The organism is Thermofilum sp., from assembly GCA_038741495.1.
Lineage (GTDB): Archaea > Thermoproteota > Thermoprotei > Thermofilales > Thermofilaceae > Thermofilum.
Map to the genome: position 1 here is coordinate 78,527 of JAVYKX010000003.1, position 12,408 is coordinate 90,934.

Here is a 12,408-nt window from a genome sequence, read left to right on the forward strand (position 1 = left end):
GCTTCTTAGGGGAAGAAGGGTCTCGTGGCTCTGTGCCCCGATGAGGCGTAGAGCCACGACTTACCGCGCACGCTCTTCCAAAAGTGCAGCCGGTAGTGCTCGACCTTCTCAGAGATAAGCTCGCCCAGGGGTAGGCGGACTCCAGCCAGCCTCACTACGCTGTACAGCGCTGCTCGCTGCTTAGCGTCTAGCCGCGCGAAGACGAGGCTACCCCCTCTGTCTACCAGCGCGAACGCGAAGCCGGGGAGCCCCCTCAGAGCCCTCGCAGCAGCGTGAGCCCTCCAGCCCTCCAAGTAGAAGACTTGGAGCGGCTCCTCGGGATCCAGCGGGAAGGCCCTCACCCCGACCACGTGGGGGAGGATGTGGCGGCGCCAGTGGTACGCAGCAGCCTGGCGCGACACTTCCGGCAGCCCTCCCCCAGCGGCGAGAGCTCTCCGGTAAGCTTCGCTCAGCCTCAGGAAAGGCGTGTTCAGCTTGTAGCTAAGCAGAGCGAGGTCGATAGCGTCGGGCGCTCTAGCAGCAGGGGTAACCTCGGCTGGCAGAGCCAGCAGGTCTGGGGAAGCAGGGTTGAGGGGGCCGCCGCCCGCGAGAGAGCTGGGGGACCAGTAGAGGAGCTCGAGCCCCCTCAAGGCGATTCCTCCCCCCGCATCCTGCTTGAACTTCTCCACGTACCCCGCAGGGACCAGTCCCACGAAGATACTCATGCTCTCAACCCCGCCTGCAGCTACCTTGAGCGTGGTGAAGGGGGGAGGGCTCGCCTCCGCTCTCGCCAGCACAGCGAAGGGCAGCAAGCCCAGCTTCTCAAAGCGGAGCAGGAGCCGGAGAGAGAACATTCCCGAGAGCTCGCGCAGCTTCCGCAGAGCAGTAGCGTAGGGGAGCTCTGACTCTGTCGCCAGCCTCCTGATCGTCAAGCTCCTCTCCAGCGCGATGAGCACCCTTACGTGCTCGCCGCTAAGACCCAGCCAGTCCACCGACCGCGCGCTCATTCACACCCCTCATAGGCTTTTCGCCCGCAGCTCGAGCCTCGCGCCCGCGCCGCCTCTCCCTGCAGCTCCGGATCCGCGGCCCGCCTCCCCGGTGCCTGTCCCGAAGGCCTCTAGGAGGTTCCGAGGCGCGTCAAGTAGTCTTCAACACCGCTCCTAACCATCGAGACCGCGATGACGGCCAGCAGGAGGAGCAGCACTCTGGAGAGAACGAGCACCGTGTTCCTGCCGACCTTCTCCAGGAGTTTTCCGCTTCCCACGAGTATAGCGTAGGCTGCGAGAGTGTTCAGGAATATCGAGGCGAGAGTGGGGGTGAGGCCGTACGCGAGCCGCAGGTACATTACCACGTAGATGCTGCCGGGGCCTGCGAGCAGCGGCGTCGCCATGGGGACAATCGAGATGTCCTCGCTCCTCAGCTGCTCCGCCTCTATCCTCCCCAGGATCCCCTGAAGCGCGATCAGGAACAGGAGCAGCCCACCGGCGACCTTGAAGTCCGCGAACGTCACGCCGTAGTACTCTAGGAACTCGTAACCCGCTAGCACGAAGGCGACAAGCAGCGCTGAAGCGACCGCGACGGACTTGGCGAAAACCCTGCGCCTCTCAGCCTTGCTGAGGTGGCCTGTCAAGGAGTAGAATATCGGGATGTTTCCAACCGAGTCGAGCACGATGAACAGCATGAGGAACGACTCCCAGAGCTCCCTCACGCGCACCCCCCTGCTCCCCGCATATAAGACTTTTTCCGCGCCGCCGGCCGCTAGCGCCAAGCGAGGCTGCGGGAGGAGAGCCGCTATAAACTCTCAGCACTCTAGAAAAGATTTTAACTAGCTTTCCGGAAAAGAGGCTTGAAAAAGGAAGCATGATAGCGTCAAGATTCGATGTCGGTGAAGCTGCTTCTCGAAGCTTCGAGTTCATGTCCAAGCTTCTAAAGGATGCTGGAAACCTGATCCTACTCATAGTCCTCAACATCATCCCAATAGTGAACTTCATCGTGTTAGGCTACTTCGCCCGAGTCGTCAGGCTGGATCTCGACGAGCCCCCCAAGCTCACCAGCTACGCGGACCTGTTCGTCGAGGGGCTGAAGCTCTTCCTAGCCTTTCTCCTTTACGCTTTCATCCCGCTGATCCTCATCGCTGTAGGGTACGCGGTGAGCTGGCCGCTTGCTGTGATACACCCCTGGTTCTGGCTGTACAGCCCCCTTGTCCTGCTCGGCTTCTTGCTGCTGCTGGCTTTCCTGTTCGTCGGGCTCTCCGCTCTGGCGATCTACATGAGGACGGGAGACTTCTCGAAAGTCTTCGCCTTCCAGGAAGCGTGGAGCCTCATCCAGCACGTCGGAATCGAGAACTACCTCATCTTCTTCATCCTCCTAGCGGTCTTCAACCTCGCTGCAGGGTTCGTCGGGAGCATCATACCCCTTGTGGGAACTGCGATCGTCGGCGTCTTCGCGATGGCTTTCACCTTCAAAGCTCTCTCGCTTTTCGTGAACACAAAGTACCCTATTCCGCCACCGCCACCCTAGCCTGAGCAGCCGCTTTTAAAAGAAAAATCTCTTTTAAAGCGTGCTCAACCCTGCTTAGAGCTCTTCTGCTCCTCCTTCTTTCCCTTCTTCTTGCCGCCGGTTTTCCTAGCTTGGCAGGGCACGATCAGAACCGAGGAGTTCGAAGTTAAATACCTATCTTTCGGAAACCTCCGCGAAGAGGCTGGGAAACCTCCCGCGAGCTTTCCCGGAAAACTCTCCAGGCGGTTCAAGAGCAGAGGATGAGGAGCTTTCATTAGAAGATGAACACGATCCTGGAGCCGAGCACAGCCGCAGCAGCGACGAGGAAGAGGACGAAGAACCAGGGCGCCATGGCGATAGCGTACACTTTAAGCTCCGAGTGCCCCTTATAGGACGAGTAGAGCACTACCGTCAAGCTCGCGAGCAGCATGTAGAGGAAGAGGTGGAACGAGAGCTTCGCGGCGAACACCGGCGCGAAAGGGGCTAGGTAGGCCACCATGAACCCGTCGATGAAAGCTAGAGTTAGGGAAAGACCCAGCTCCACCAGCTCCTCCCGGCTCGGTCTACCGCGCCAAACCCTCAGCAGGGCAGCGGACATCGCGGCCAGCGAGCCAGCTAGCACAGGAATCAGCATACGTTAAAAGTTGAACGCTGAGCTTTTTAGTCTTTTAGTTCAGAAAACCGGAGCCCTGTGCTCTCTTCCTCGGCGAAGCTGTCAGCGCTGAATGATAGACTTTATAGGGGTGGCTGCTCTCTCTCTGACGTGCGCTACTGGCACGCTGCCGCTGTGGCTTCCTTTGCTCTGCTCCTTCTTCTCCTCCTCGCCCAGCGGGAGCCGGCGGTGTCGCAACCATACCTCGTGGTGGTGAGCCCGGCTGCCAAGCTCTTATCGGTGGAGGGGAACGGGTCAACCTACCTCTTCGAGGTCGAAGTCCCGCCTCTGTCGCTTCTCTCCCGAGAAAAGATCGCCTGCGTTTACGAGGCCGCTGTGGTGCGCGTCGAGAGCTCAGCCGGTGAGGCGCTCCTAGAGGGTAACTGCATCTTCCTCACCGTCCAGAACCCGGGCTTAGCCCCCCTCACCGTGAAGCTCGAAGTCGTCTCCCAGCAGGAGAGCTCGAGCGCCGAGCCGCCGGTAGCGGTGATCGCCGCGGCCGCGGCGGTCGCTGCAGCATCCTACTTGACACTGACGGAGAGTGGGCGCGAGAAGCTTTTCGCCGCTCTCTCCGTGCCCGCCGCCTACTACGTGACCAGGTACGAGGATGTGAAGCGCAGCGCGAAGCGTGTCAAGATCCTCGAGTACCTGCGCGCGAACCCAGGGGCCACTATGCGCCGCATCTCGAGAGAAGCGGGCATCAGCCTCGGCGAAGTCCAGTGGCACCTCAGCATTCTCGAGAGGCTCGGCCTGGTGCAGAGCGTGAAGATCGGGAAGTACAGCTGCTACTTCCTCACGGGCACACCTGTCGAGACCTGGCTCTCCAGCTTCGTCGAGAGGGAGCTAGGCGCCAAGATCGACGCTAGAGAGCTCGAGAAGCTGAAACCAGGGATCGAACCCCTCCTTTCGAGGAGGTCCATACCCCTCGGTGAGCTGCTGAACCTGCTGAAAGCCGGAGAGCCGAGCCGCTAGCAGCCGAGCATCCCGGCTCCACCCACCCTGCTTCCAGTTTGCCTGCCGAACGATTTGATCGAGTACTTCCAGCGCCCGGCACCGCCCGCAGCTCTCGGTGCTCAGCTGCAGTGACCAGGTGCCGCTGGCTCGAAGGCGCGAAGCCGGGAGGAGCCGTCCAAGGGCTGCGCGAGCCTGGAGTTCTTAGCGAGCGCCCGTGAAGCTCCACGGCTTCCCTCGAGCTCTCCACCCGGGCTCTAGGCTGCAGGCCCGGCTGCTCTCAGTTTTTTGAACTAAAACTTTAATAAGAGGGTTACCCCGGCTCCTTCTCAGTGAGAAAAATGAACAGAAATGGAAGGAAACTGAGCGGCGCCGTCCTCCTGCTGGCCATAGCCTTGGCGTCCTTCGCTGCCGCAGCCATCACGATCACCAACATCACCGAGTGGAAAGTCATGGCCAAGCACCCGCCGATCGTCAAGGTCGCTGGAGCAGACGCTCAGACCAACTACGTCGACGTCACCACCTACACGGCTGATGACGGGACGAACCGCACCGTGATCACGATCGTCGGCTTCACGGGCGACCCCACCTACTACTCTGATCCTTTGAGGATCTGCAACAAAGATAACGTGGCTTACACCGTTAAGCTAAGGTACATGGGTACTACTGACACTGGTAACTGGCAATACGTTAAGTACCTAAAATTCTGGCTCGGCAGCAATGGTCCATCTCTGGAAGTGAAACAGGGTACGCAAATCGAAACTGAGAGCGGTGAAATCTCGCTTGACGGCGACAGCTGCGTTGCCGTACCCGTGGAAGTGCTCGTCACACCGGACGCTCCCACCGACGAAGTCCTCATAACCGTGGAGATCGACGTAGTCTCCACTAGGTCGTAGACTGTTCTCTTCTAACCTCGACACGTTTTTCTCAAGGTTTTTCCCGCACCAGGTGAGGGTACTTGTTCCGCTTAAGAAGGCCGAGAAAGTGGCTGATCGGCGCCTTGGCTACCACCTTAGCAGCTTTTCTCGCGCTCCTCCTGCTCTACCCCCTCGGCCTGCAAGCGCTGATCCTTGGGGGGTTGAGGGACCTTGAGGTGTCTCCCCCGCAGCTCACCCTCTACTTGTCGAACCGCACGGTTTTCTGCTACGAGAAGGTGCTGGAGGTCAAGAACCTCGGCGGCTCCGGCTTAGCGTACGAGCTTGCTTTCAGCCTGGAGGGGTCTCCGGAGTTTTTCAGCTTAGCTCTCGGGGACGAGCTTCTCCTCACCTACCGGCAAGGTAACGTTACGCAGCGAGCGCTCAAGCTGGAGCCGGGCTCTTCAGCCAGCTTGACAGTCTGCGCGAAGGCTCCCTCGCCCGGCAGCTTCATGCTGAGGGTTTTCGACCCGAGGTTCAGGGAGGCGACGGAGACCCTTATCACGTTTAGAGCGGTTGAAACGGACTGGTGGAGGAAGGAGTTCTCGAGGAGGTTGAGCCTGCTCTACACAGCCTCGGAGGAGGGTATCGCGCTGTTCGAGGTGACAGGCTTGGGGGAGGTGTATGTGAACGGGAGGCTTGCCGGCAGGGTGCACGAGCTGAGGGGTGTGGACGCTGGCAGGCTCGCGGTCGTTTACGTGAGGGGTGGGGTGAGCTACCTGCTGCCCTTCCAGGTGGAAGCGTGGGAGCGGCGCGGAGACATGGTGGTCGAGCCGAGGGGGTTGAGGAGCGGCGCTATCGGCCCCTACGATCGACTCGTCTTCGCAGCCCACGTTTCGAACGAGACCAGGGTCGATATCTACGTTGGCGGCAGGCTTGAGGAAGCTTTCCCGCCCGCAGGGCAGTTAGAGGTGGAGCGGGGCTTTATCAGCGTTGAAGGGCTGCTAGTCAGGCTCGACAGCTGCGGGTTCGCGGCGCCGGGGCTCTACGTGAACCTCTCCGGTAGAATCGCGTTCCCGTACCAGGTCCGGCTGGAGTACTACAGCGACTGGGGTGACTGGAGGCCTGTAGCGGTGGGGCCCGTGCGCGCTATCGCGGCGTTCAACACGAGCGGTCTCTCAGGCTATGCGGTGGAGGCTTTCCTCATGGTTTGGGGGTTGAAGCTGAACGTGACGCAGCTCGAGGTCTGGCCGAGGACGATCAGGCGGGGCATCGTGCTGGACTGGGCTGCACCCCTCATCGAGGCGGAGAACGCGACCGTGGAGTTGGTCTGCGGTACTGCATGCAACTCTCTGCCTTTAAGACTGGAGCCTTGGGGTGTGAAGCTCTGCGAGGACTACTGGCAGCCTGGCGACCACCGGTTCGGCTACTTCACCCTCCTCTTCAAGTGGAGTGAGCTGGGCAGCGTTAAGAGCGTGAGGAGCAGGCTGTCCAGCTTCCCGGGTGGCTAGCGTGAGGAGGCTTCTGCTGGTCTTGGCTCTGGCCCTCGCGGCCTCTGCGTGGGCAGCGGTCACGATCATGAACGTTACCGAGTGGAGGATCGTGGCTATGGAGAGCCCCCTCGTTAAGCTGGGGAACTCCTCTATCTCTCCTGTCTCGGCTTCAGGCTGGTACGTGTACAACGGGTTGAACGTGACGCGCTACAGCTTCTGCTTCATCCCCGGCTGGGAGGAGAGGTACGATGTCGGCGCGCTAAGCCGGAGGATTCCCGTTTTGTCGGCGAGCTTGTGCCGCGAGGAGCAGGTGGGCGAGGCGAGCTATAGGATCTACCTCGGCGGCCAGCTCCAGGTATCCGAGACGCAGGTTTGCGGCCCGCCTGTCCAGCTGCCAGCCGCTCTCTCCTGGTGGACCACTGCTTCGAGCGGGTACTGGGTGCTCGCCACGGCCCGCTTCACAGTCGATAGCGTGAATGTGAAGCAGTACGTCAACTTCACCGCGAAGCCGATGACTCTGCTGAGCAGCGCGAGCTACAGCTGTACTCCATACACGAGGAGCGACGACTTCTCAGGGGCCTGCGTGCCCGTCCAGTACACGTTTGCCGAAAGCATACCCAACAACAGGACGTACGTGACTCCAGGCGGAAGCGTTGGTATCGATCCTTACTCGGGGAATCCGAGCCCGAGTTTATACACTGAGTCGAAAAACGGCTACGCTTCCTTCTTCATTGACTACTCCTCTCGGCCGTTCAGCGCCAGCACTGGATTCAGCTTCCAGTACTTCTTCCGAGCATCGCTTCAAGATACCGACTACTTGCAGGTGCACTTCTTCATCGACCTTAACGGTGACGGTAGACCTGACGTTGAAGTAATCTACTGGTGGTCGGGCGGCGGCACAAACCCGTACTCGATGGCCCCCGTTATCTACGGGCAGAGCCTACCCCGGGAGACCCGCCTCATCCCTGGTTTTCAGAATAAAGCTAACGTGTGGTGGACAATCACGATCAGCCAGGTGTACGCTACAGGCTACGTCGTAGGTTTAGCTTTCACTGCGTACTCCAGCCCTGGTGCCGCGAAAATTTGGTGGGATAACGTCAGCTTCACGAGGTGCGCACCCCCCTCCTACTTGGGTGCGTACGTTAGAGGGGGTGAGCACACGCTGGTCTACGTGGATCCGGTGCGCAGTCCCTCGTCACCGCCGAGCGTGGCGACGGAGGTTGACGCTTACGGCGGAACGGGCAACCCCGCCCAGGACTACGGAGTCGCGGCCGCAGTCTACGATGTGGCAAGCTGGGGTGCTGTTCCTGCGGCAGGCTTCTCCTTCACGGTGCAGGGCCTCTACCTTAGGAACGCGACGGATGCGAGGAACAACGCAGCTTACGTTTCGGTCGGCGTTGACTCCGACGGCGATGGGTTCGCGGACGTGGAGTACATCTTCTACCGGTACGATACGGCGGACGCCGCTGGCGTCATCGTCTCGGTGCACGTCAACCGGGGCGGGGTTGTCTGCACGGTGGGAAGCGATGGGTCGTGCACACCTGCAAGCCCCTCCTTCAAGGTGTACAACCTCGGCTCCATGACCTCGGGAGGGGTGTACACGTGGAGCGGGAGCATTCCCTCAAGCCAGCAGGGAGTGGTGCTGACCGTCGCTTTCGCCGCTGCCGATGCCAGCTACAGTGCCTCCTGCACGAGCAACGACTTCTGGGTGTGGTGGGATGATTTCTCCGCCACATACTACGTTTGCACGCCGTTCCCGGAGGGTTGGAGCGTGAGCGGCGACACGTACTACCGGAGCCTTGTGCCCGGCGCAACTGTGTACGCTGGCAACCTCTCGGGTGATGGGGGTTTCTACTTCTTCGATGGAGGCTTAAACCCTGTTTTCGGCGTGAGGAGGAGCGGGACTGCGTACTACGCTAGGTGCGGGGGGAGTGAGGTTCTGCTGGGCAGCTACCCGGGCGCCTACTGGGCTGACTTGAGGCTGCTGAGCGGAGCTTGGGAGGTGATCCTGCGCGACAGCTTCGGTGGTATGCTCGCGCGGTACTCGTGCGCACCCCTCACTGCTCCGAGCTACGTCGGCTTCAAGGGGGTCCGGAGCTTCGAGTTCAGAGCTTGGGGCTGCAGCGGGTAGCCCGCCTCAGCTTTACACGCTAACCGAGCTCGGCGATGCTAGGCTTCTCCGCCTCGAAGTCTCTGGAGAGGTCCTCCAGCGAGTACAGGTGCACGTTCTCCTCGGGCTGGAACGTGAAGCCGGCTCTGCTGTAGAGCACGTAGACCTCTCTTCTCTCCCCCTTCCTCCAGGCGAACTCCTCGGCCTTCTTCTCCAGCTTGTAGAGTTCGCGCTTATCGAGGGGTGTTTTCGACCACTTCGCTTCCCCGAAGTAGGCTGTCGAGCTTCTCTCGTCTAAGGCGACGAGGTCGATCTCCACGTCTCTCATCCACCACCTCCCGATCCGGGTGAAGCTCACCAGGCCCCTCCTCGCCAGCAGGGTGAAGTGCTGGTGCGCCACTTCTTCGAAGGCTTGCGCTGCCAGCTGGTCGAGGAGCTGGGGTAGCTGCTGGGAGACGCGGTCGTGGAGGCCTAGCTCCAGTAGGACCCTGCTGGGGTAGACTGCTTTGAACCAGAAGCGGGTGAAGTGGTCTCGGAGGTGGTAGCGGGCCCTGCCCCTCCTGCCCCCCTCGAGGAGCGGGTACCTCCTCTCGATGAGGTTTAGATCCTCCTCGAGCACTTTCAGGTACTTCGGGAGCTCCACCACCTTCAACCCCGCTCTGTCGGCGATCTCACCGAACTGGGTCGCCCCCTCTGCGACTGCCCGGAGGATCTCCGCGTACCTGGAGGGGTTGCGCAGCTCTAGCTTGAGCAGGATGAGCGGCTCCTCCCTTAAGGGTGCTCCCGGCTTGAGCACGAGCTCCTCAACGTTCTCCAGCAGAGCTCGGTTTGGGGAGAGGCGGGACAGGTAGCCCGGTACTCCGCCGAAGACGGCGTAGCTCCTCACTTTGTCCTCCTCGCTGTAGCTCGGGAGGAAGGCTCTCACGGCCGAGTAGCTCAGCTCACCCAGCTTCACCACTCTCGTCGCTCTGCCGAAGATGGGTGAGGAGGGCGAGGAAGCGACCCTCTCAGCGACCCCCACCGCTGAGCCCGAGAGCACGAGGAGCACGTTGCTCCTCGAGAGCTTCGCGTCCCAGGCGTGCTGCAGCTCCGTCAAGCCGCCGGCCTTCAGAAGCCGCTGGAACTCGTCGATGACGATGAGCCGGACGTTCAGGGAGGCTAGCACCTCGTAGAGACTCCTGAAGCTCTCCAGCTTCGGGGGGTAGGGTAGCACCGCTTGCGCCGATAGCTGCTCGGCGAGATCCCTCAACACCAGGTCTCTCTCCTCGTGGTTGACGCACAGGTAGACCCCGCCTTTCTGCTTGAGGAAGAGCGAGAGGAGGAATGTCTTCCCTATCCTCCGCCTCCCGTAGATCAACACCAGCTCGCTCCGGCCGCTCGAGTAGGCTTCTTCCAGCACTCGCAGCTCATCCTCCCTATCGATGAACAGCATACTATGAGGTATAATACTCCAGAGTATAAAACTCTAGCTCATAAGAGCTAGAACTGTTCGCCTCGGGCCTGCTTCGACCGCGGCTAAACCATCACTCGCGGGGACCACCCGCGAGGCTTCATCGCCTACGTGGATCGGCTTCCGAAGCCGGGGCAAGACAGTCTTCGAGGTGCAGCCGGGTGGGAGGAGGCTAGCTAAGCGTTGGCAGCAGCCCGGTTGGGGCTCAAAGCCGTGGGCTCTCGCTTGGGGCGACCACCGGGGGGAGCGGCGGAGCTGCTGGAGGTGGCGAAGAGGGGTGTGCTTCAGCTTCCCTGATCGACTCCGGCGAGCCTATCCTTCAGCTCTCTGAGCAGGCGAACCTGCTCTAGCTCAGCTCCCAGCGTCTCGCGCAGCCTTGATTCGATCACATCCCTTAAGGCCCTCGGCCTCCGGACGCCGTACAAGCACTTCCCGGGGTCTCTGCTGACCTCTTTCAGCGTCCTCGCGTAGGCTACACCAACAGGGATCCTACCGGCTCCGGCTCCTACGGCGCGCGTGTAGTACTCTGCTCCCCACTCCGCCGAGCTCACCACGATAATCGTCCCGTAGTCGAAGATCCTGCCCAGCAGGCTCTGCTCCAAGATGATCCGGCCGATCGAGGTGTAGGGGATTGTCTGCTCCTGCCTCCTCCACACGCCAGACTTTATCGACACACCCGCCTCCGAAACCTCGTAGCTGATCGACCTCCTCCTCACCTCAACCGCCGCGAGCGTGGCGAGGCTCGCCGTGAGAGCGCCGACCGGGTACTGCTCCAGGAACCTTTCAGCGAGCGCGCCCACCGCGCTACCCTCGGCGAGCACCAGCGCGAGTGGTATGAGGAGGGAGAGGAGGGAGGAGGCGGCCACCTCCGGGCTCCGCAGAACCCAGCCCGCAACGAAGGCCGCGGAAGCCAGGAGGGGGGCTAGGGCGGCCAGGAGCAGCTGTGAGGTAGCAGCGACCTGCGAGGCGATGAATGTGGCGAGCCAGCCCGATAGGAGGAGGGTGTAGAGGGGGGTTAGGGCGAGCGCGTACCTCCTCGCGAAGCCCGCCACCGATGGCTTAACCTTCAAGACTGTAACGACGCTCACTTGCACCGAGCTAAGAGTGCTTATGCTCGACATTTACGCCTTTCCGCAGCTCTGGCCCCCCTACCGGTTCCCGATAAACCTTCGAAAACTTTCACCTGCTGCTCATCTACCCTTCTTTCGGCCTCTAGGGGGCGCGCCGGAGCCCGCCGACAGGCTTTTAGCCTCGACGGCGAGCTCAAGGCTTGTGAGGCGTGCTGTTCTCAAAGTTTCGGGCATCGGATGCGGGAGCTGTGTCGTACCGAGCAAGGGACTGTTCCTCAGAGTGGAGGGTGTCCGCTCTGTCCGCGTGCTCGGCTCTCTAGTTGAGATCTCCTACGATGAGAGCAAGCTATCTCTCGAAGACCTGATAGAGCGGAGCGGGGTTGAGAAGTACTACTTCGTTTCCGTTGTGAGCGACGAACCCGGGGAGACTAGCTCGTAGCGTATCGCTAGCAGCGCTTTCAAAGCTTTGATTCTCTTCCAGTGCTGGCTAAGATTTCTCAGGGCCTTTCCCGGGCGCAGGCACAAGAAGTTTTGAGTAAGGTTAAAGGCGGAGCCCGAGGGGCTGTTAGCGTGTCAAGTGATCTTTTCTACGCAGCGTACTACGATGTTCTCTACTCCCACCGAGACGTTAAGAGCGAGGTTGATTTCCTCGAAAGGGTTTTCCGGGAGTACTCTCGCGTGCCGGTGGAAAGTGTTCTGGACGTGGGCTGCGGGACCGGTATCCACAGCGTAGAGCTCGCGAAGCGCGGGTACCGGGTTCTCGGCGTTGACTCCTCGGAAGCGATGATCGAGCGCGCTAAGGAGAAGTCGCGCGGCCTAGAGAGCATCTCCTTCCTAGTGACCGACGCGAGGCAGCTGAACCTAAGCGAGGTTTTCGATGCGGCGATCGCGATGTACGGTGTAGTCAGCTACTTCACTTCGGAGGACGACCTGCTGAGCTTCCTACGCAGCGTGAGGGGTACGCTCAGGGAGGGCGGCTGCTTCGTCTTCGACACCTGGAACATGCTGGGGGTCCTCGAGAAGAGAGTGTACTACGAGACGCCGAGCACGCACTTCAGAAAGCTGGGGTCTACGCTCGCAGTGAAAGAGGAGGTCTGGAGGGTTGACGTCCTCAGCCAGGTGGCTACCGCTGAGATCTCGTGGTCTGTGATCGACTTGAAGACAGGCTTCGTCGACGTGCGCAACTACACGCTCGAGCTCCGGCTGTTCACTCCGAGAGAGCTTAAGCACTTCCTTTCAGACGCTGGCTACGAAGTGGTAGCAATGTTCGAAGACTATGCCTGCAAGCCACTCGGCGAGGGGAGCTCCGAGCTGGTGGTCGTCGCGAGGGCAAAGTAGCCCGCAGCGGTG

Annotated in this window: 12 protein-coding genes; 7 read left to right on the forward strand and 5 right to left on the reverse strand. The window is 60.9% G+C overall.

The window, feature by feature from the left end:
- Positions 1-5: 5 nt before the first annotated feature.
- Together QXU72_08115 and QXU72_08120 are read right to left on the reverse strand one after the other, a co-directional pair.
- On the reverse strand, positions 6-986 hold the full coding sequence (locus QXU72_08115; protein ID MEM0495207.1) for a hypothetical protein: 981 nt from the start codon (positions 984-986) through the stop codon (positions 6-8).
- 110 nt (positions 987-1,096) lie between these two features.
- Positions 1,097-1,687, reverse strand: a complete 591-nt coding sequence (locus tag QXU72_08120; GenBank protein MEM0495208.1) for a MarC family protein — start codon at positions 1,685-1,687, stop codon at positions 1,097-1,099.
- A gap of 152 nt (positions 1,688-1,839) precedes the next feature.
- Between QXU72_08120 and QXU72_08125 the strand changes: the two genes are divergently transcribed.
- Entirely contained in the window at positions 1,840-2,499 is a 660-nt protein-coding gene (locus QXU72_08125; protein MEM0495209.1) for a DUF4013 domain-containing protein, read from the forward strand.
- A 253-nt stretch (positions 2,500-2,752) separates the two neighbouring features.
- Here QXU72_08125 and QXU72_08130 read toward each other — a convergent pair whose 3' ends face one another.
- Entirely contained in the window at positions 2,753-3,112 is a 360-nt protein-coding gene (locus tag QXU72_08130) for a hypothetical protein (protein ID MEM0495210.1), read from the reverse strand.
- 129 nt (positions 3,113-3,241) lie between these two features.
- On the opposite strand from QXU72_08130, the gene QXU72_08135 reads away from it, so the two are divergent.
- The 4 genes from QXU72_08135 to QXU72_08150 all read left to right on the forward strand — a co-directional run bounded on the left by QXU72_08135 (position 3,242) and on the right by QXU72_08150 (position 8,559).
- Positions 3,242-4,102, forward strand: coding sequence for a helix-turn-helix domain-containing protein (locus tag QXU72_08135; protein ID MEM0495211.1), 861 nt, complete (start codon positions 3,242-3,244; stop codon positions 4,100-4,102).
- 320 nt (positions 4,103-4,422) lie between these two features.
- The gene (locus tag QXU72_08140; GenBank protein MEM0495212.1) at positions 4,423-4,977 is read left to right on the forward strand and encodes a hypothetical protein; all 555 of its coding nucleotides are present in this window, start codon (positions 4,423-4,425) and stop codon (positions 4,975-4,977) included.
- Positions 4,978-5,039: 62 nt separating this feature from the next.
- Positions 5,040-6,446, forward strand: coding sequence for a hypothetical protein (locus tag QXU72_08145; GenBank protein MEM0495213.1), 1,407 nt, complete (start codon positions 5,040-5,042; stop codon positions 6,444-6,446).
- Positions 6,439-8,559 (forward strand): hypothetical protein, encoded by a 2,121-nt coding sequence (locus QXU72_08150; GenBank protein ID MEM0495214.1) that lies wholly within the window; start codon positions 6,439-6,441, stop codon positions 8,557-8,559. The genes QXU72_08145 and QXU72_08150 overlap by 8 nt, the downstream gene beginning before the upstream one ends.
- Before the next feature lie 19 nt (positions 8,560-8,578).
- Here the strand turns inward: QXU72_08150 and QXU72_08155 are convergent, their stop codons facing one another.
- Positions 8,579-9,970, reverse strand: coding sequence for an ATP-binding protein (locus QXU72_08155; protein MEM0495215.1), 1,392 nt, complete (start codon positions 9,968-9,970; stop codon positions 8,579-8,581).
- A 302-nt stretch (positions 9,971-10,272) separates the two neighbouring features.
- A complete protein-coding gene (locus QXU72_08160) occupies positions 10,273-11,082 on the reverse strand; it encodes a PH domain-containing protein (GenBank protein MEM0495216.1) in 810 nt (269 codons plus the stop codon).
- Between the two features lie 178 nt (positions 11,083-11,260).
- On the opposite strand from QXU72_08160, the gene QXU72_08165 reads away from it, so the two are divergent.
- Both QXU72_08165 and QXU72_08170 read left to right on the forward strand, forming a co-directional pair.
- Positions 11,261-11,497 carry a heavy-metal-associated domain-containing protein gene (locus QXU72_08165; protein ID MEM0495217.1) on the forward strand — a complete coding sequence of 79 codons (237 nt, stop codon included), beginning with the start codon at positions 11,261-11,263 and terminating at the stop codon, positions 11,495-11,497.
- 131 nt (positions 11,498-11,628) lie between these two features.
- Positions 11,629-12,396: a class I SAM-dependent methyltransferase gene (locus tag QXU72_08170; protein MEM0495218.1), complete on the forward strand. Its 768-nt coding sequence runs from the start codon at positions 11,629-11,631 to the stop codon at positions 12,394-12,396.
- Positions 12,397-12,408 lie beyond the last annotated feature (12 nt).

What these genes read in the sequence shown, in the direction of transcription:
- QXU72_08155 (MEM0495215.1), bottom strand. Translation starts at nt 9,970, where the DNA reads ATGCTGTTCATCGATAGGGAGGATGAGCTGCGAGTGCTGGAAGAAGCC.
- QXU72_08140 (MEM0495212.1), top strand. Translation starts at nt 4,423, where the DNA reads ATGAACAGAAATGGAAGGAAACTGAGCGGCGCCGTCCTCCTGCTGGCC.
- QXU72_08125 (MEM0495209.1), top strand. Translation starts at nt 1,840, where the DNA reads ATGATAGCGTCAAGATTCGATGTCGGTGAAGCTGCTTCTCGAAGCTTC.
- QXU72_08130 (MEM0495210.1), bottom strand. Translation starts at nt 3,112, where the DNA reads ATGCTGATTCCTGTGCTAGCTGGCTCGCTGGCCGCGATGTCCGCTGCC.
- QXU72_08115 (MEM0495207.1), bottom strand. Translation starts at nt 986, where the DNA reads ATGAGCGCGCGGTCGGTGGACTGGCTGGGTCTTAGCGGCGAGCACGTA.